This is a genomic window from Stenotrophomonas sp. YJH_SMC_119 (assembly GCF_059368315.1).
Genome location: NZ_JCAFRP010000002.1, coordinates 167,770 through 185,120, shown reverse-complemented (window position 1 = coordinate 185,120; position 17,351 = coordinate 167,770). Strand labels below are relative to the sequence as shown.

At 67.3% G+C, this 17,351-nt stretch carries 17 protein-coding genes; 12 read left to right on the top strand and 5 right to left on the bottom strand.

Going from position 1 to position 17,351, the window contains the following annotated elements:
• Window positions 1–16 precede the first annotated feature (16 nt).
• Genes AC5P6S_RS05170 through asnS form a run of 4 tightly spaced genes read right to left on the bottom strand, consistent with a single transcriptional unit; the run spans window position 17 to window position 2,709 of the window.
• On the bottom strand, window positions 17–655 hold the full coding sequence (locus AC5P6S_RS05170; protein WP_049448997.1) for an FMN-binding negative transcriptional regulator: 639 nt from the start codon (window positions 653–655) through the stop codon (window positions 17–19).
• Between the two features lie 7 nt (window positions 656–662).
• Entirely contained in the window at window positions 663–977 is a 315-nt protein-coding gene (locus AC5P6S_RS05165) for a hypothetical protein (protein ID WP_005410233.1), read from the bottom strand.
• 7 nt (window positions 978–984) lie between these two features.
• The gene (locus AC5P6S_RS05160; RefSeq protein WP_005410232.1) at window positions 985–1,284 is read right to left on the bottom strand and encodes a hypothetical protein; all 300 of its coding nucleotides are present in this window, start codon (window positions 1,282–1,284) and stop codon (window positions 985–987) included.
• A 30-nt stretch (window positions 1,285–1,314) separates the two neighbouring features.
• On the bottom strand, window positions 1,315–2,709 hold the full coding sequence (gene asnS / locus AC5P6S_RS05155; protein WP_495204504.1) for an asparagine--tRNA ligase: 1,395 nt from the start codon (window positions 2,707–2,709) through the stop codon (window positions 1,315–1,317).
• 128 nt (window positions 2,710–2,837) lie between these two features.
• Here asnS and AC5P6S_RS05150 point away from each other — a divergent pair, with 128 nt between their 5' ends.
• The 7 genes from AC5P6S_RS05150 (at window position 2,838) to zipA (ending at window position 9,793) form a co-directional block, all read left to right on the top strand.
• Window positions 2,838–3,176: a HesB/IscA family protein gene (locus tag AC5P6S_RS05150; RefSeq protein ID WP_005410230.1), complete on the top strand. Its 339-nt coding sequence runs from the start codon at window positions 2,838–2,840 to the stop codon at window positions 3,174–3,176.
• A 66-nt stretch (window positions 3,177–3,242) separates the two neighbouring features.
• Window positions 3,243–3,785: a CbrC family protein gene (locus tag AC5P6S_RS05145; protein WP_495204503.1), complete on the top strand. Its 543-nt coding sequence runs from the start codon at window positions 3,243–3,245 to the stop codon at window positions 3,783–3,785.
• 231 nt (window positions 3,786–4,016) lie between these two features.
• A complete protein-coding gene (rpsF, locus tag AC5P6S_RS05140) occupies window positions 4,017–4,454 on the top strand; it encodes a 30S ribosomal protein S6 (protein ID WP_005410228.1) in 438 nt (145 codons plus the stop codon).
• 11 nt (window positions 4,455–4,465) lie between these two features.
• On the top strand, window positions 4,466–4,696 hold the full coding sequence (gene rpsR, locus AC5P6S_RS05135) for a 30S ribosomal protein S18 (RefSeq protein ID WP_002804494.1): 231 nt from the start codon (window positions 4,466–4,468) through the stop codon (window positions 4,694–4,696).
• A gap of 104 nt (window positions 4,697–4,800) precedes the next feature.
• On the top strand, window positions 4,801–5,250 hold the full coding sequence (rplI, locus tag AC5P6S_RS05130; RefSeq protein WP_005410227.1) for a 50S ribosomal protein L9: 450 nt from the start codon (window positions 4,801–4,803) through the stop codon (window positions 5,248–5,250).
• 252 nt (window positions 5,251–5,502) lie between these two features.
• Window positions 5,503–9,006, top strand: a complete 3,504-nt coding sequence (gene smc, locus AC5P6S_RS05125) for a chromosome segregation protein SMC (protein ID WP_099481440.1) — start codon at window positions 5,503–5,505, stop codon at window positions 9,004–9,006.
• A gap of 46 nt (window positions 9,007–9,052) precedes the next feature.
• Window positions 9,053–9,793: a cell division protein ZipA gene (gene zipA / locus AC5P6S_RS05120; protein WP_005410225.1), complete on the top strand. Its 741-nt coding sequence runs from the start codon at window positions 9,053–9,055 to the stop codon at window positions 9,791–9,793.
• A 118-nt stretch (window positions 9,794–9,911) separates the two neighbouring features.
• On the opposite strand, the gene AC5P6S_RS05115 is transcribed toward zipA, so the two are convergent.
• Complete coding sequence (locus AC5P6S_RS05115) at window positions 9,912–11,036, bottom strand: pyridoxal phosphate-dependent aminotransferase (protein ID WP_262247726.1); 1,125 nt, start codon at window positions 11,034–11,036, stop codon at window positions 9,912–9,914.
• Window positions 11,037–11,280: 244 nt separating this feature from the next.
• Here AC5P6S_RS05115 and ligA point away from each other — a divergent pair, with 244 nt between their 5' ends.
• From ligA to mtnA, 5 genes are all read left to right on the top strand, one after another.
• Window positions 11,281–13,752: an NAD-dependent DNA ligase LigA gene (gene ligA, locus AC5P6S_RS05110; RefSeq protein ID WP_176414797.1), complete on the top strand. Its 2,472-nt coding sequence runs from the start codon at window positions 11,281–11,283 to the stop codon at window positions 13,750–13,752.
• A gap of 49 nt (window positions 13,753–13,801) precedes the next feature.
• Window positions 13,802–14,287, top strand: coding sequence for a GNAT family N-acetyltransferase (locus AC5P6S_RS05105; RefSeq protein WP_010480482.1), 486 nt, complete (start codon window positions 13,802–13,804; stop codon window positions 14,285–14,287).
• A complete protein-coding gene (gene epmA / locus AC5P6S_RS05100) occupies window positions 14,284–15,240 on the top strand; it encodes an EF-P lysine aminoacylase EpmA (RefSeq protein ID WP_495204502.1) in 957 nt (318 codons plus the stop codon). Before AC5P6S_RS05105 ends, epmA begins: the two co-directional genes overlap by 4 nt.
• Window positions 15,241–15,378: 138 nt before the next feature.
• Complete coding sequence (locus AC5P6S_RS05095; protein ID WP_005410220.1) at window positions 15,379–16,107, top strand: DUF3011 domain-containing protein; 729 nt, start codon at window positions 15,379–15,381, stop codon at window positions 16,105–16,107.
• A 47-nt stretch (window positions 16,108–16,154) separates the two neighbouring features.
• A complete protein-coding gene (gene mtnA, locus AC5P6S_RS05090) occupies window positions 16,155–17,219 on the top strand; it encodes an S-methyl-5-thioribose-1-phosphate isomerase (RefSeq protein WP_005413901.1) in 1,065 nt (354 codons plus the stop codon).
• Window positions 17,220–17,351: the final 132 nt, after the last annotated feature.

Here is a 17,351-nt window from a genome sequence, read left to right as displayed (position 1 = left end):
CGGGAAGCTGGGGTGATCAGCCGCTGGAGGCGGACTGTTCACGGTGCCAGCGCATCCACTGCGCCAGCTCATGGGAGGACGGGGAGGCGAGCGCTTCCAGTGCGGCGATCACGGCCTGCTGGTTGGCGTCGGGATGGTTCTGGCTGAGTTTCAGCTTCAGCTGCACGTGTTCCACCTGGAAGCGGAAGCCGACGATGGCGCGCAGCTCCGGGCCGTGTTCGGCGCGCGCGGCATCGAACCGCCAGGCCTGGCCGACGCTGGCTTCGAAGCGGTCGCTGATCGCGCCGACCAGTTCGGCCAGCGCATCAGCGTCGTCGAAGGTCTGCAGCTGGCCACGCAGCTCGGCAGCGGCGTAGTTCCAGGTGGGTACCCGCGCGGCGGGCTCCTTGTCCGGATACCAGCTGGCCGAGACGTAGCCGTGTGGGCCATCGACCAGTACCTTGGCCGCGCCGCTGTGGCGCGACTGCGGGTTGGCGCGGGCCCAGTGGCCGCGCAGTTCGATCTGGTCGCCGTCACGCCGGTACAGCACCGGCATCCGGGTCAGCTCCGGCAGGCCATCGCTGCCGGGGGTGAGCACGGTGACGAACGGGTCGCGTGCCAGCAGGCGGTCCAGCCAGAGCAGGTCGGTCTCGGCGAAGGCGCGCGGGGTGAACATGCAGGGGTCAGGCGCGCCCGCCCAGCGACTGGACCATGCGGCCACGCAGACCCTCGTCGCTGTCGGCCTGCGGCGGCTGCACTTCGTGCAGGCTGAAGCCGCGCACCAGTGCGTCCTCCTCGTCCAGGCCGTCGTACTCGACGAACTCGGCGTCGAACAACTGCGAACGGGCGGTGTCTTCGCTGTCGTAGCTCAGCGTGTTGCCATCGCTGTCGAGCACTTCGGCGGTGCCGGCCGGGCGAACGCGCAGGCGCGCCCAGATCAGGGTGTTGCCGAGGCTGGCCAGCCACCAGCTGTCGCGCGAGGCGGTGATGTCGTTCATGAGCGTATTACCAGAGCGAGGCCAGCCAGAGCAGGGCGGCCATGCCCAGTCCGGCCAGCAGGGTCAGCAGCGATACCCAGGCCGGTGTCGCCAGCCCGGACAGCGAGCGGTCCGGTTGCTGCCGATAGTCGCGGCGCAGCAGCCAGGCCAGGGCATCGGGCTTGAGGAAGGCGCCGCTGCCGAAGCGCGCGGCGAGCGCCGGATGGCGGTCGCGCACGTGCACCAGGGTCAGCGGCCAGAAGATCACGAAGGCACTGAACCCGGCCACTGCAACGCCGACGAAACAGAGGGCGAAGAACAGGGTCATGGGGGCAGTACCTCCGTGGTCGTATGGGGCTTAGAAGTCCGCGCTGCCCGGGGCGCGCGGGTAGGGGATCGCATCGCGGATGTTGGACAGCCCGCAGACGTACACCACCAGGCGCTCGAAGCCCAGGCCGAAGCCGGCGTGCGGCACCGAGCCATAGCGGCGGAAATCGCGGTACCAGCTGTAGTGCTCGCGATCCAGGCCGAACTGGGCCATGCGCGCGTCCAGCACGTCCAGGCGCTCTTCGCGCTGGCTGCCGCCGATGATCTCGCCGATGCCAGGGGCCAGCACGTCCATCGCGGCAACGGTCTTGCCGTCGTCGTTCAGGCGCATGTAGAAGGCCTTGATGTGCTCCGGATAGTTGGTCACCACCACCGGGCGGCCGACGTGTTCCTCGGTCAGCCAGCGCTCGTGCTCGGTCTGCAGGTCCAGGCCCCATTCGACCGGGAAGTCGAACTTCCTGCCGGACTTCTGCAGCAGGCTGACCGCGTCGGTGTAGTCGATGCGCTCGAACGGTGCGTTGATGAAGTCTTCCAGCTTGGTGATCGCGTTCTTGTCCACGCGCTCGGCGATGAAGGCCAGGTCGTCGCTGCGCTCGTTCAGCACCGCACGGAACAGGTACTTCAGGAACTCTTCGGCCAGGCGTGCGTCTTCGGCCAGGTCGGCGAAGGCGATTTCCGGCTCGATCATCCAGAACTCCGCCAGGTGGCGGGTGGTGTGGCTGTTCTCGGCGCGGAAGGTCGGGCCGAAGGTGTAGACCTTGCTCAGCGCCAGGCAGTAGGCCTCGACGTTCAGCTGGCCGGACACGGTCAGGAAGGTTTCCTTGCCGAAGAAGTCGCGGCTGAAATCGATCGCGCCCTTCTCATCGCGCGGCAGGTTCACCACGTCCAGGGTGGACACGCGGAACATCTGGCCGGCGCCTTCGGCGTCGGAGGTGGTGATGATCGGGGTGCTGATCCAGTTGAAGCCGTTCTCGTGGAAGAAACGGTGCACGGCCTGGGCCAGGCAGTTGCGGATGCGGGTGACCGCGCCGAACAGGTTGGTGCGCGGGCGCAGGTGCGCCACTTCGCGCAGGAACTCCGGCGACATCGGCTTGGGCTGGATCGGGTAGGTGAGCGGGTCTTCGACCCAGCCGACCACTTCCACTGCACTGGCCTGGATCTCGAACGACTGGCCCTTGCCCTGCGACTTCACCAGGGTGCCGGTGGCGATGACCGAGCAGCCGCTGGTCAGGCGCTTGATCTCGTCGAAGTTGGCCAGGCTGTCGCCGGCCACGACCTGGATCGGGGCGAAGCAGGAGCCGTCGCTCACATTCACGAAGGCCAGATTCGCTGAACCGCGCACCGTGCGCACCCATCCGCGTACCGTGACTTCGCCGCCTTCCGGGATCTTCCCGGCAAGCGCATGTTCAACGCTGACCACCGTCATGACTTGAATCCTCTGCTGATCGACTCGATCTGTGAACACGGGAGTTTACCGGTTGCAGCGTTCTGCTTGCGAGGCATTTTTCGCGGCAACGGCTCCTTATAATGTCCCCGTACCTCTGGAGTAGCCCCATGGCCGTCAGCCTGACCCCCATTGCCTTCGAGCGCGTGCAGCGCTTTGTCGCCCAGACCCCCGGTGCGCTGGGCCTGCGTTTCGGCGTGACCAAGACCGGTTGCTCCGGCTGGGGCCACATCACCGACCTGGCACGCGACGAGCGCGAGGGCGATACCGTGTTCGAGCAGGACGGCGTGAAGATCTATGTCGACGCCAAGAGCCTGGCGCTGGTGGACGGCACCGTGATCGACTTCGGCAAGCACGGCCTGAGCGAGACCTTCACGTTCAGCAACCCCAATGCCACCGCCGAGTGTGGCTGCGGCGAGAGCTTCACCACCGACGCCGACAAGGCCTGACGGCCCGGCGCGTCCCGGTAGCTGCCGACCTTGGTCGGCACGCGGGGCTCGGCAGGGACCCCACGGATGGAACGACCGGCTTTTACCTATCACCCCAACGCCTACGCCCTCTCCTTCGAAGAGGGCGACGGAATCTGTGACTGCTGCGGCCAGCCGCGCACACTGCGCTACCGCGGGCCGTTCTACACCCGTCTGCGTCCGGATTACCTTTGCCCCTGGTGTATCGCCGACGGCAGGGCGGCGGCCAGCTACGAGGGTGAATTCACCGGCTGGAGTGATATCGAAGGGGTCTCGCCAGACCCCGCCGACCTGCCGCCGAGCATCGCCCGTGAGCTGCTGCTTGAGATCTGCGAGCGCACCCCGGGCTACCCGTCCTGGCAGCAATCGGTCTGGCTGAGCCATTGTGAACGGCCCTGTGCCCTCCTCGGTTTCGCCGGCAGCGACGATCTGCTGCCCATCCTCGACCAGGTCCGGCCCGATGTGGCGGCAGTCAATCCACGCGACACCGACTGGGTCTTGGCGCACCTGAGCCGGGACGGGATGATGGTCGGCTGCCTGTTCCAGTGCCTGGAATGCGGCCAGCATCGCCTTCACGTCGACCTGGGGTGAATCCAGACGGATTCTTGGGCTGTGCGGGGCTCCGGTAGCGGCCAGCCTGGGTCGGCATGGGGGCTGCGCCCCCGGTTCAGGTTGCCCTGTGACCCGCCGGTTGCCCGGCACCCCCATCTGCGCCATAATGCACGGCTTCCTGCCTCCCCGGCGGGAATCCTTGCCCCACCGCGGTATCAACGGCGGGGGGCTGTCCGGCCGCAAGGCCACATCCGAAAGGTAGAAAAAAACATGAGTCGTCATTACGAAATCGTGTTCATGGTCCACCCGGACCAGAGCGAGCAGGTCCCGGCCATGATCGAGCGCTACAAGTCGCTGGTCGAGAACGGCAACGGCACCATCCACCGTCTGGAAGACTGGGGCCGCCGCCAGCTGGCGTACCCGATCCAGAACCTGGTGAAGGCCCACTACGTGCTGATGAACATCGAAGCCGACCAGGCCGTTCTGAACGAACTGACCGAGAGCTTCCGCTTCAACGACGCCGTGCTGCGCAACCTGGTCATCAAGCGTGACGAGGCTGACACCGAGCAGTCGCTGATCATGAAGAGCAAGGACGAGAAGGGTGACAAGCCGGAGCGCGGTGAGCGCCGTCGTCGTGACGACGAAGAAGGCGAGTCCAACAACACCGCTGACAACGAAGCCGGCGACGACGCCGCTTCCGCCGCCTAAGGAGCCTTCCCATGTCCAAGTTCTTCCGTCGCCGCAAGTTCTGCAAGTTCACTGCTGAAGGTGTGAAGGAGATCGACTACAAGGATCTCAACACCCTGCGCCAGTACCTGACCGAGAACGGCAAGATCGTGCCGAGCCGCGTCACCGGTACCAAGTCGAAGTACCAGCGCCAGCTGGCGACCGCCGTCAAGCGCGCTCGCTTCCTGGCCCTGATCCCGTACACCGACAACCACGACGTCTGATGCCAGCGGGGCGGCCCGGCGCCGCCCCCGCTGTGCCAGCTATTCGGACAGCCTTTGTTGCGGGGCATCGCCTCGCTAACGAATAACTTATCTGGAGCAATACCATGCAGCTGATCCTCCTGCAGAAAGTCACCAACCTCGGCAACCTGGGCGACCTGGTCGACGTGAAGCCGGGCTACGGCCGTAACTTCCTCGTGCCGCAGGGCAAGGCCGTGCCGGCCACCGAGAGCAACAAGGCCGAGTTCGAAGCCAAGCGCGCCGAATACGAAGCCAAGGCCCAGGCCATCCACGCCGACGCTGAAGGCCGCAAGGCCAAGCTGGAAGGCGCGAGCGTGACCATCGCCGCCAACGCTTCGACCGAAGGCAAGCTGTACGGCTCGGTTGGCCCGCGCGACATCGCCGAGGCCTTCACCGCCGCCGGCCTGCCGCTGGAAAAGAGCGAAGTCATCCTGGGCGAAGGCGCCTTCCGCAACATCGGCGAATACGACGTGCTGGTCCACCTGCACGCCGACGTCGAGACCACCGTCAAGGTCGTCGTCGTCGCCGAAGCCTGATCCCACGCCGCAAGGCTTGGCATCACCGCAGAACGGGCGCCCGCAAGGGTGCCCGTTTTGTTTTTGGCGCCGTTCCGCGGTGTCGGGCCAGGTCCGTCCGACGGGGTGGGCAATGTTCCACGCCCATTCGTAGAATACGTCCACATCGGTATACTCAGGGCGTCACACCCGTTCCACGGGCATCGATCCCAACAGGATCAATGGCTTGGAGGGTAAACGCAGGCCGCTTGCCGGCCCCAGTCCGGAACCCCTATGCGTCTTTCCACGATCAAGCTGTCCGGCTTCAAGTCGTTCGTCGATCCGACCACCCTGCACCTGCCGACCAACATGACCGGCGTGGTGGGGCCCAATGGCTGCGGCAAGTCGAACATCATCGACGCCGTGCGCTGGGTCATGGGCGAGAGTTCGGCCAGCCGCCTGCGTGGCGACTCGCTGACCGACGTGATCTTCTCCGGGTCCAATGCCCGCAAGCCGGTGTCGCAGGCCACGGTCGAGCTGATCTTCGACAACTCCGACCACACGATTTCCGGCGAGTACGCCTCGTTCAACGAGATCTCGGTCAAGCGCACGGTCAGCCGCGACGGCACCAGCAACTATTACCTCAACGGCACCAAATGCCGTCGCCGCGACATCACCGACCTGTTCCTCGGCACCGGCCTGGGCCCGCGCAGCTACTCGATCATCGAGCAGGGCATGATCAGCCAGATCATCGAGGCGCGCCCGGAAGACCTGCGCGTGTACCTGGAAGAGGCAGCCGGCATCTCCAAGTACAAGGAGCGTCGCAAGGAGACCGAGACCCGCATCCGCCACACCCGTGAGAATCTGGACCGGCTGGGTGACCTGCGCGACGAGATCAGCAAGCAGCTCGAACACCTCAAGCGCCAGGCCAGACAGGCCGAGCAGTACCAGGCCCTGCAGGAAGAGCGCCGGATCAAGGATGCCGAGTGGAAGGCGCTGGAATTCCGTGGCCTCGATGGGCGCCTGTCGAAGCTGCGCGAAGGCCTGTCGCAGGAAGAGACCAAGCTGCAGCAGCTGATCGCCGATCAGCGCGACGCAGAGGCCCGCATCGAAACCTCGCGAGTGCGTCGCGAAGAGGCCGCCGATGCGCTCAACACCGCGCAGGCGGCGGTCTATCAGGTCGGCAGCACCCTGGCCCGCCTGGAGCAGCAGATCCAGCACCAGCGCGAGCTGTCGCAGCGCCTGCACAAGGCGCGCGACGAAACCCAGCAGGCCCTGGCCGAACTGGGGCAGCACATCAGTGGCGACGAGGCCAAGCTGAGGGTGCTGCGGGAGGCGGTAGAGGCCGCCACCCCGCAGCTGGAAGAACTGCAGGAAGAAAACGAGATAAAGCAGGAAAGCCTGCGCGAGGCTGAAGACCGGCTGGCCAGCTGGCAGCAGCGTTGGGAACAGCACACCTCGCAGAGTTCGGAAGCCTCGCGCGCCGGCGACGTCGAGCGCACGCGCGTGGACTACCTGGACAAACAGATCCTCGATGCCGACCGGCGTCGTGAAGCCCTGGCCGCCGAGCGCGCCGGGCTGGACGTGGATGCGCTGGAAGAAGCCTTCGAGCAGCTGCACCTGCAGCACGACACGCAGAAGACCGCGCTGGATGAACTGAGCGAAGACGTCGAGCTGCGCAAGCAGGGCGTGGCGGCGGTGCAGGAACAGCAGCGCAATGGCCAGAACGAACTGGCCGAACTGCGCAAGCAGGCCAATGGCCTGCGCGGTCGCCTGGCTTCGCTGGAAACCCTGCAGCAGGCCGCGCTGGGCCAGGAGCAGGGTGCTGCCGTGGCCTGGCTGAAGGCGCGTGGGCTGGACTCGGCGGCGCGTGTCGGCGAACGCCTGGATGTCGATGCCGGTTGGGAAAACGCGGTGGAAAGCGCGCTCGGCCAGTTGATCGAAGGCGTGCTGGTCGATGACCCGGCCAGCCTGGTCGACGCGCTGGGCGAACTGGGCGAGGGCCACATTGCGCTGGTCGCCAACGATGGCGCGGACCTGAAGGTCGCGCCGACCTCGCTGGCTGCACGCGTGCGTGGCCCGGCAGCGATCCGGCGCCTGCTGGCGCACCTGCACGGTGCCAGGGATCTGTCCGAGGCCAAGGTGCTGCAGGCCAGCCTTCCGGAAGGCGATTCGATCATCACCCAGAGTGGCGAGCGCCTGGGCCAGGGCTGGCTGCGTGTATCGCGCTCCGGTGCCGCCGCGCAGGGCGCGCTGCTGCGCGAACGTGAGATCCAGGAGCTGCGTGAGCAGATCGAGCAGCTGCAGGACCGCGAGGCCGAACTGGAAGAACAGCTGGCCGGCTTCCGAGAGCAGCTGCAGGCTGCCGAACAGCAGCGCGAAGACGCGCAGCGCGCGCTGTACCAGGCCCATCGTGCGGTGTCCGAACTGGCCGGCCAGCTGCAGGGCCAGCAGGGCAAGGTGGAGGCAGCGCGCACGCGCATCGATCGCATCGAAGGCGAGCTGAAGCAGCTGCAGGAAACCATTGAAGCCAACAACGAACAAGCGCGTGAAGCGCGCTCGCGGTTGGAGAACGCGGTCAGCAGCATGGGCGACCTGGAATCGACCCGGCAGCGGCTGGAGGGCGAGCGCCGCCAGCTGACAGAGGCGCGTGACCTGGCCCGCGACGCCGCCCGTGCGGTACGCGAGCGCGCGCACTCGCTGGCCCTGACCCTGGAATCGCAGCGTGCGCAGCTGGCCTCGTTGAGCCAGGCGCTGGAGCGCATGGGCACCCAGCGCGGGCAGCTGGATTCGCGACTGGGCGAGCTGCATTCGCAGCTGGACGAAGGTGATTCGCCGGTCGAAGCGCTGCAGGCCGAGCACCAGAATGCGCTGGAAGAGCGCGTTCGGGCCGATCGCGTGCTGACCGAGGCGCGCACGCTGCTGGACGGCATCGACGCCGAGCTGCGCAACTACGAGCAGACCCGCCACCAGCGCGACGAACAGGCATTGGCCCAGCGTGAGCGTATTTCGCAGCGCAAGCTTGACCAGCAGGCGCTGGTGCTCAGCGCGGATACCCTGCAGGCGGCGGTGGAAAAGGCCGGTTTCGTGCTGCAGGACGTGCTCAATGCACTGCCCGAGGACGCCCGCCTGGGCGACTGGGAGCAGGCCGTGCACCAGATCGATGGCCGCATGCGCCGGCTGGAGCCGGTCAACCTGGCCGCCATCCACGAGTATGGCGAGGCCTCGCAGCGCTCGGACTACCTGGATTCGCAGCACGCCGACCTCACTACAGCGCTGGAAACCCTGGAAGATGCCATCCGCAAGATCGACCGCGAGACCCGCGGCCGCTTCAAGGACACTTTCGACCGTGTCAACGCCGGCGTGCAGGCGCTGTACCCGCGCCTGTTCGGTGGCGGCCACGCCTACCTGGAATTGACCGGTGAAGACCTGCTGGACACCGGCGTGACCATCATGGCGCGCCCACCGGGCAAGCGCGTGTCCAGCATCTCGCTGCTGTCCGGCGGCGAAAAGGCGATGACCGCAGTTGCGCTGGTGTTCGCCATCTTCCAGTTGAATCCGGCACCGTTCTGCCTGCTGGACGAGGTGGACGCACCGCTGGATGAAGCCAACGTCGGTCGCCTGGCCAACATGGTCAAGGAAATGAGCGAGAAGGTGCAGTTCCTGTTCGTCAGCCACAACAAGGCGACGATGGAGGCTGCGCACCAGCTGTCGGGCGTGACCATGCGCGAACCGGGCGTCAGCCGCCTGGTCAGCGTGGACCTGGAAGAAGCCGCACGATTGGCGGGCGCGGCCTGACGTGCCATCCTAATTACCTGAATGAACTAGCCGGAGAACCTATCGAATGTCCGACACGGCACTGTTGCGCATCGGCATCCTGGCCGCCGGCCTGCTGTTGATCGCTGCGATCTTCCTGTTTGGCCGTCCGAAGAAGAAGCCCCAGGGGCGTCGCGTGGAAAGCGCGGAACCGACCGGCGGCGAGCGTCGCGAGCCGGTGCTGGGCGATGATGGCGTCACTGTGGCCGATGGCCGCGTAGAGCCGGGCATGGGCTCGGAAGGCGAGCAGGCCGAGCTTGGCCTGGCCGACACCGACGCCGGCGCGGCCAGCGACCTTGGCAAGCGCGCCACCCAGGACTTCGACAAGATCGTGTCGCTGTTCGTGGCCGCTCGCGCCGGCGAACAGCTGCGTGGTGAAGACATCGTGGTGGCGGCGGAGAAGACCGGCCTGGTGTTCGGCCACATGAACGTGTTCCACCGCCTGGTGGAAGGCCACCCCGAGCGCGGCCCGATCTTCTCGATGGCCAGCATCATGAAGCCGGGCAGCTTCGACATGGCCAACATCCGCGCCATGGAGACCCCGGCCATCGCCTTCTTCCTGACCCTGCCGGCGCCGCTGACCGCGCTGGATGCCTGGGAGAAGATGCTGCCCACCGTGCAGCGCATGGCCGAGCTGCTCGACGGCGTGGTGCTGGACGACAGCCGCAACGCTCTCGGCCGGCAGCGCATCGCGCACATCCGTGACGAACTGCGTGCCTATGATCGCCAGCACCAGGCGCCGCCGCTGACCAAGACCCCGCGCTGGTGAGCGCCATGGTGTGCCGACCAACGGTCGGCACCCACCCCGACCAGCAGTCGGCACCCACAACAGTAGATCCACGCCATGCGTGGATGGGGCGAACCAAGATTCGCCCCCACCAACAGGGTCAGGCCGGTACGCCGGCGACCTTGGCAAATGCCCTGCGGAACGCGGCCATTTCATCTTCGGTGCCGACGGTCACGCGCACGCGCTGCGGCCAGATCGGCCAGCTGCGGCCGATGATCACGCCGTTGTCTGCCATCGCCTTGGCAAAGGCGGCACCGTCGCGCTGCACATCCACCACGAAGCAGTTCGCTTCCGACGGCACGCAGCTGAAACCACGCTTGCCCAGCCACGCGACGGTGGCCTGCCGCACCTTGGCATTCTGCAGGCGCCGCTGCGCGATCAACTGAGGATCCTGCAGGCTGGCCAGTGCCGCGGCCAGTGCTGGCACGGGTAGCGGGTTGTCGCCCAGGCTGGCCAGTTCGCGCAGGCGGTCGGGATGCGCGGCCGCCACGCCCAGGCGCAGGCCGGCCATGCCATAAAGCTTGGAGAACGTGCGCAGCACGATCAGGTCATCGCGCTGCGCCACCTGCGCGATCAGGCTCGGCTGCTCGCTGTACTGCAGGTAGGCCTCGTCGACCAGTACGCGGGTGGACGCAGGCTTGTGGGCCAGCAGCCAGGCGAGCTCATCCGGCGGGCTGATCGAGCCGGTCGGGTTGTTCGGGTTGCACACATACAGCAGGCCGGTCGGGCGCGCGTGTGCGGCGGCCACCATCGCGCGCAGGTCATGTGCGCCATCGTTGCGCAGCGGCACCTTCTGCACGTATGCGCCGTGTGCGGCGGCGACCTCGCCCAGCGTCTCGAAGGTCGGGTCGGCGACTACCAGTCCCGCCTGCGGGCCGGTCCACAGCACGGCGGCACGGTTCAGCGGTTCGCTGGAACCCGGATAGAGCCGCACGTGATCAGCCGGAATGCGCGCCTGTTCGATGAAGGCGTCGCGCACCTGACCGGCCAGTGCGAAACGGTAGCGGCCGCAACCGGCGATGCTGTCGCGTGCCGCCTGCTGGGCTGCGGGCGAGGGGCCGTAGGGGCATTCGTTGAAGTTCAGCAGTACCGCGCCCTCGGCGGGGGCGGGGGCGGCGGCAGTCGCGGGTTGGGCATGGCCGAGTTGCGGCAGCCCGCTGCCGGCGACGGCGAGGCCGGCACCGGCCAGTTGCAGGAAGCGTCGACGGGAAGCGGGCAGTGGCACGGGCAGGATTCCGAAGGGCAGACCGTCGCACGCTAGCGCCGGCGAGGGTGGGCGGCAAGCTGCTTTTCGTGGCGTCGCGCCATGCAGATGTGCCAACCAAGGTTGGCACCTACTGGAATGAGGGAGAAGGTTGGCACCGGAGCGGGGAGTGCCCGTCGAGCACGCTCGACGCTGCAAAGGCGGGGGCGTTACAGGGCCTGACGGCCGGGCGCGGTAGAATCCCCGGCCATCCCAGAACCACCGGATCCCGATGAGCCCCAGCCCCGCCGAACGCGCCGAAGACCTTCGCCGGCAGATCGCCCAGGCCAACCGCGCCTACCACGAGCTGGACGCGCCGGAGATCCCCGACGTCGACTACGACCGGATGGTGCGCGAGCTGGAAGCGCTGGAGCGCGAGCACCCGGAACTGGCCCGTGCCGACAGCCCGACCCAGCAGGTCGGTGCGCGCCCCTCTGGCCGCTTCCCGGAAGTGCGCCACGCGGTACCGATGTTGTCGCTGTCCAATGCCTTCAGCGACGAGGAAGTGGCCGATTTCGTGCGTCGCATCGATGAGCGCCTGGGGCGTCGCAGCCTGCGGTTCTCGGCCGAGCCGAAGATGGACGGCCTGGCGATCAGCCTGCGCTACGAGGATGGTCATTTCGTGCTTGGCGCGACCCGTGGCGATGGCAGTACCGGCGAGGACGTGACCGCCAACCTGCGCGAAATCGGTGACATTCCCAAGCGCCTGCACGGCAAGGACTGGCCGGATGTGCTGGAGGTGCGCGGCGAGGTCTACATGGCCCGCGCCGACTTCGAGGCCTACAACGAACGTGCGCGCCTGCAGGGCGGCAAGGTGCTGGCCAATCCGCGCAACGCGGCGGCCGGTTCGCTGCGCCAGCTCGACCCGAAGATCAGTGCGCAGCGCAGGCTGAGTTTCTTCGCCTACGGCACCGGCGAAGTGCAGGGCGGCGAGCTGCCGGACACCCATTCGGGCACCCTGGCCCAGCTCGGCGCCTGGGGCTTCCCGGTCAGTGAGCTGTGCAAAGTGGTGGAGGGCACCGACGGCCTGCTCGGTTACTACCGCACTATCGGTGAACGCCGCGACGGCCTGCCGTTTGATATCGATGGCGTGGTCTACAAGCTGGATGACCGGGCGGGTCAGCAGGCGATGGGCTTCGTCTCCCGTGCGCCGCGCTGGGCCATCGCGCACAAGTTCCCTGCGCAGGAACAGAGCACCACGGTGGAGGCGATCGAGATCCAGATCGGCCGCACCGGTGCTGCCACGCCGGTCGCGCGACTGGCGCCGGTGGCTGTGGCTGGCGTGATCGTGTCCAACGCCACCCTGCACAACGCCGACCAGATCGCGCGCCTCGATGTGCGCGTTGGCGACAGCGTGATCGTGCGCCGCGCTGGCGACGTGATTCCCGAGGTGGTCAGCGTCATTCTCGACCGCCGCCCGCAGGGCACCACGCCGTGGCAGATGCCGACGCGCTGCCCGGTGTGCGGCTCGGAGATCGTGCGTGAGGAGGGGGCGGCGGCGTGGCGTTGTTCGGGCGAACTGTCCTGCCCGGCGCAGCGCAAGGAAGCCATTGCCCATTTCGCTTCGCGCCGTGCCATGGACATCGACGGTCTCGGCGACAAGTACATCGAAACCCTGGTCGACGCGGGCATCGTCAAGAGCGTGGCCGACCTGTACCGGCTCAGCCGCGATACGCTGCTGCACTTGAAGCTGGTGCTGGACGCCGAGGAGCCGTCGGCGCTGGCAGCGGCGCTGAAGCTGCACCTTCCCGCCGAGGGCAGTGGTGCGGTGCTCAATGCGGTGCTCAAGCTGGACGGCAACGATCCGGGCTGGCGCGCGCAGGCGCTGGCGCAGCCGGCCAGCTTCGAATGGAACACGAAGAAGATCGCCACCAAGTGGGCCGACAACCTGATCGCAGCGATCGACGCCAGTCGTGCGGCCACGCTGGAGCGCCTGCTGTTCGCGCTCGGCATCGAGCATGTGGGCGAGAGCACGGCCAAGGCGCTGGCGCAGTGGTTCGGTGACCTGGAGCTGATCCGCCACCTGCCGTGGCCGTTGTTCAAGCGTGTGCCGGACATCGGTGGCGAAGTGGCGCGTTCGCTTGGCCACTTCTTCGAGCAGCAGGGCAACCAGCAGGCCATCGATGACCTGCTGCAGGTCGGCCAGGTGCGCATCGCCGATGTGCATGCGCCCAGTGCCAAGCTGCGCGAAGGGCTGGATCTGGCGCAGTTGCTGGTCGAGTCGGAGATCCCAGGCATCACCCGCCTGCGCGCCGAAAAGCTGGTGGCTGCGCTTCCCGGCGCACAGGCGGTGCTCGATGCCGAGCATGGCCAGTTCGTCAACGCCGGTCTGCCCGATGACACCGCGCGCGGTCTGGCCGAATGGCTGGACGCTGATGGCCACGGTGCGATGCTGTTGGCCGCCGAGAACGCGATGCGGGAGATCCTGGCCAAGGCGCCGGCGCTGGCCGAGATCGTGGCGGGTCCGCTGGATGGGCAGACCGTGGTGCTGACCGGCACCCTGGCCCAGCTCACCCGCGATGCCGCCAAGGAACGCCTGGAAGCGCTGGGTGCCAAGGTCTCCGGCAGTGTGTCGAAGAAGACCAGCTTCGTGGTGGCCGGTACCGAGGCCGGCTCCAAGCTGGACAAGGCACAGTCGCTGGGCGTGCCGGTGTGGGATGAGGACCGCCTGCTGGCCTATCTTGCCGAACACGAATGATGACGCCGCCGGGTGCCCGGCACCCGGCATGAAGCACAAAGGAATACCGATGCAGACTGCCCCACTGGATTTCCGCCTGGCCACCCGTGCCGACGAAGAACTGTTGATCGCGTTGATGCGCGAGTTCTATGCCGAAGACAGGATCGACTTCGACGACGCGCGCGTGCGTCGCGGCGTGGATGCGCTGCTGGCCGACCCACGCAACGGCGAAGTGCTGTTGTGGCTGGACGAGGCGGGCGAGGTGGTCGGTTACGCAGTGATCGCGATGGGCTTCAGCCTGGAGCAGGGCGGCCACTTCATGCTGCTGGACGAGCTGTACCTGAGCCATCGTGCGCGTGGTCGCGGCCGCGGCAAGCAGGCGCTGGCCATCTGCGAACAGCGGGCACGGGGCCGTGGCGTAAGCCGCCTGCGCCTGGAAGTGAACCACCACAACGAGCTGGCCCGTCGCCTCTATCTGGCGAGCGGTTACATCGATGACACCCGCGATCTGCTGACCCTGCCGCTGGACCACCCGCGCCCGGAGGGCATCCTGTGAGCGAGGCCCTGCTGCGCGCGCTGCAGCAGCGCGCCGCGCTCAATGCGCTGGTCCGCCGCTTCTTCGCCGAACGCGATGTGCTGGAAGTGGAAACGCCGATCCTGTCGGTGGCCGGCAACACCGAGCCGAACATCGACAGCTTCCATACCGATTTCACCGGCCATGTCGATGCCGGCGGACGCCGCCGCTGGCTTCGCACCTCGCCGGAGTATCCGCTCAAGCGCCTGTTGGCGGCGGGCGTGGGTGACTGTTACGAACTGGGCCGGGTGTTCCGCAATGGCGAGGCGGGCGGCCGCCACAACCCGGAGTTCACCATGCTGGAGTGGTACCGGGTTGGCTGGGATCATCATCGCCTGGTGCAGGAGACCGCCGAGCTGGTCGGCCAGGCGCTGGCGCTGGTCGGGCGCAGTGCGACCCTGCGCGTGCTGAGCTACCGCGAGCTGTTCCAGCAGCATGTGGGCGTTGACCCGTTCAAGGCCGATGAGGCTGGATTGCGGGCCACGCTGGGTGATGTGCACATCGATCCGGTCGGGTTGACCCGCGACGACTGGCTGGACCTGTTGATGACCCATCGCATCCAGCCGCACTTCGATGACGCGGTGATGACCGTGGTCCATGACTGGCCGGCCAGCCAGGCGGCGCTTGCGCGCATCCGTGCCGGTACACCGCCCCTGGCCGAGCGTTTCGAGTTGTATCTGGGCGCGGTGGAGCTGGCCAACGGCTATCACGAACTGAACGACGCCCACGAGCAGCGCGCGCGCTTCCAGCGTGACCTGCAGCGACGCCATGAACGTGGCCAGGTGCAGCCGGCGCTGGACGAGGCGCTGCTGGCCGCACTGCCATCGATGCCGGCGTGCGCGGGCGTGGCGGTGGGGGTCGATCGCCTCCTGATGGCGATGAACCGCACGCCGCGCATTGCCGACGTGCTGGCCTACGACTTTGCCCACGCATGAGCGACGTGCGTTCCTGAACGTCAAAGACTGAACGGAATTCCGCGATTCCGCGCTTGCTTCGGTAAGCAGGATGATGCTCTTATCACGGCAGATGCCGGACACTGGCACGCAGTTCATCCATTCCTGCTGGGGAAGGCTTTGGTCAAGTGGTTTGCGGTTGTCGCTGCACCGGTTTACTCCATCGCGCTCTGGGGTGCCTGGCTGCCGTCATCGGCATCTGCCCAGCAGGCCGGCTACGACGGTGAAGTGGTGACCTGCGAATCACGCGACATGGGCTGGGTGCATTGCGATATCGATGTCAGCAACGGCGTCGACCTGGTGCGCCAGCTTTCCAACAGCAGCTGCATCCGTGGCAGCGAATGGGGCACCGACCGCAGTGGCGTGTGGGTCACGCTGGGCTGCCGCGCCGAGTTCCGCGCACGCCGCGCTGCGGGTGCCGTGCCGGTAGCCAGCGAGGGCAAGCGCCTGGTCCGTCGCGTGGTGCGTTGTGAATCCAATGGTCGCCCGCAGAGCTGCCCGGTGCGCCTGGATGGCGCGCCAGTGCGCCTGCTGCGCCAGCTGTCGGCGCTGCCATGCCGCGAAGGGCAGGGCTGGGGCTACAAGCGCAATGAAGTCTGGACCAGCCGCGGTTGCCAGGGGGATTTCGAAGTGGCTGACGAGGACGGCCGATTCGTTGACGTACCACGCCGGCTGACCTGTGAATCGAAGTCGAAGAAGCGCCGTTTCTGCGGCGCCAGCATCTCGGTCGGTGCCGCCGTCTCCGAGCAGCTGTCCAGCACGCCGTGCGAGGAAGGCAGTACTTGGGGCTGGAGCCGCAACGGCATCTGGGTGGACGGTGGCTGCCGCGCCGAGTTCTCTGTGAATTGAGCCCGGGCGGGCTCCAACCCCGGGGGGCGTGGCCCTACAATGGGCCCATGAACACTGCCTCCGACATCGACTACGCCCGTTACGACCATATCCGCCCGATCCTGTGGACCGGCGATGCCCTGCAACTGCTGGACCAGCGCAAGCTGCCGTTCGTGGTCGAGCATGTGGTCTGCCATGACAGTGACGAAGTGGCTGCGGCCATCCACGCGTTGACCGTGCGCGGTGCGCCGGCCATCGGCATCGCCGCCGCCTGGGGCGTGGTGCTGGCCGCACGTGACGTGCAGGCCGCAGACGGTGCGCACGCGCTGCAGCAGCTGGAACCGGCGCTGCAGCGTCTGAACGCTTCGCGTCCGACCGCTGTCAATCTGGCCTGGGCGCTGGCGCGCATGCGCCGTTGCCTGAATGCCGCCGGTGCTGACTGGAAGGCGAAGCTGGAGGCCGAAGCGCAGGCCATCGCGGAGGAAGACCTGGCCGCCAATCGCCACATGGGCGCGCTGGGCGCAGGCCTGATCGAAGCCGGCAGCGGCGTGCTGACCCACTGCAACACCGGCTCGCTGGCCACCGCCGGCTTCGGCACCGCGCTGGGCGTGATCCGCGCCGGCATGGCCCAGCACCGCATTGCCCGCGTGTTCGCTGGCGAGACCCGTCCGTGGCTGCAGGGCGCGCGCCTGACCGTGTGGGAGCTGCAGCAGGATGGCATTGACGCCACGCTGATCGCCGATTCAGCCGCCTCGCACCTGATGAAGACCGGCGCTGTGCAGTGGGTGATCGTCGGTGCCGACCGCATCTGCGCCAACGGCGATACCGCCAACAAGATCGGGACCTACCAGCTGGCCATCGCCGCCCGCCATCACGGCGTGAAGTTCATGGTCGTGGCGCCGTCCTCGACGGTGGACATGGAGACCGTGGACGGCAGCCAGATCGAGATCGAGCAGCGCGATCCGGGCGAGCTGTACGGCGTGGGCGGCACCCGCACGGTGGCAGAGGGCATCGCTGCCTGGAACCCGGTATTCGACGTCACCCCGGGTGAGCTGATCGACGCCATCGTGACCGAGCGCGGCGTGATCCTGAACCCGACCCCGGAGAACATGCGCGCCGCCTTCGGCGGCTGACGCGCGGGGGGAGGGGCCGCGTGACCTCCGCCCCCGGTGGTGCCGGCCGCGGGCCGGCAACCCCCTAAGTTCCTGATTTGTGCAGGTAAAATACCCGTAAAGGGAGGCGGAAAACGGCCTGTTGTGGTAATA

Bases quoted from the DNA above. Each gene is read 5' to 3' on its own strand.
- zipA (WP_005410225.1), top strand. From the start codon at position 9,053: ATGTCCGACACGGCACTGTTGCGCATCGGCATCCTGGCCGCCGGCCTG.
- smc (WP_099481440.1), top strand. From the start codon at position 5,503: ATGCGTCTTTCCACGATCAAGCTGTCCGGCTTCAAGTCGTTCGTCGAT.
- AC5P6S_RS05170 (WP_049448997.1), bottom strand. From the start codon at position 655: ATGTTCACCCCGCGCGCCTTCGCCGAGACCGACCTGCTCTGGCTGGAC.
- AC5P6S_RS05165 (WP_005410233.1), bottom strand. From the start codon at position 977: ATGAACGACATCACCGCCTCGCGCGACAGCTGGTGGCTGGCCAGCCTC.
- rpsF (WP_005410228.1), top strand. From the start codon at position 4,017: ATGAGTCGTCATTACGAAATCGTGTTCATGGTCCACCCGGACCAGAGC.
- AC5P6S_RS05160 (WP_005410232.1), bottom strand. From the start codon at position 1,284: ATGACCCTGTTCTTCGCCCTCTGTTTCGTCGGCGTTGCAGTGGCCGGG.
- rpsR (WP_002804494.1), top strand. From the start codon at position 4,466: ATGTCCAAGTTCTTCCGTCGCCGCAAGTTCTGCAAGTTCACTGCTGAA.
- asnS (WP_495204504.1), bottom strand. From the start codon at position 2,709: ATGACGGTGGTCAGCGTTGAACATGCGCTTGCCGGGAAGATCCCGGAA.
- mtnA (WP_005413901.1), top strand. From the start codon at position 16,155: ATGAACACTGCCTCCGACATCGACTACGCCCGTTACGACCATATCCGC.
- rplI (WP_005410227.1), top strand. From the start codon at position 4,801: ATGCAGCTGATCCTCCTGCAGAAAGTCACCAACCTCGGCAACCTGGGC.
- AC5P6S_RS05105 (WP_010480482.1), top strand. From the start codon at position 13,802: ATGCAGACTGCCCCACTGGATTTCCGCCTGGCCACCCGTGCCGACGAA.
- AC5P6S_RS05150 (WP_005410230.1), top strand. From the start codon at position 2,838: ATGGCCGTCAGCCTGACCCCCATTGCCTTCGAGCGCGTGCAGCGCTTT.
- AC5P6S_RS05145 (WP_495204503.1), top strand. From the start codon at position 3,243: ATGGAACGACCGGCTTTTACCTATCACCCCAACGCCTACGCCCTCTCC.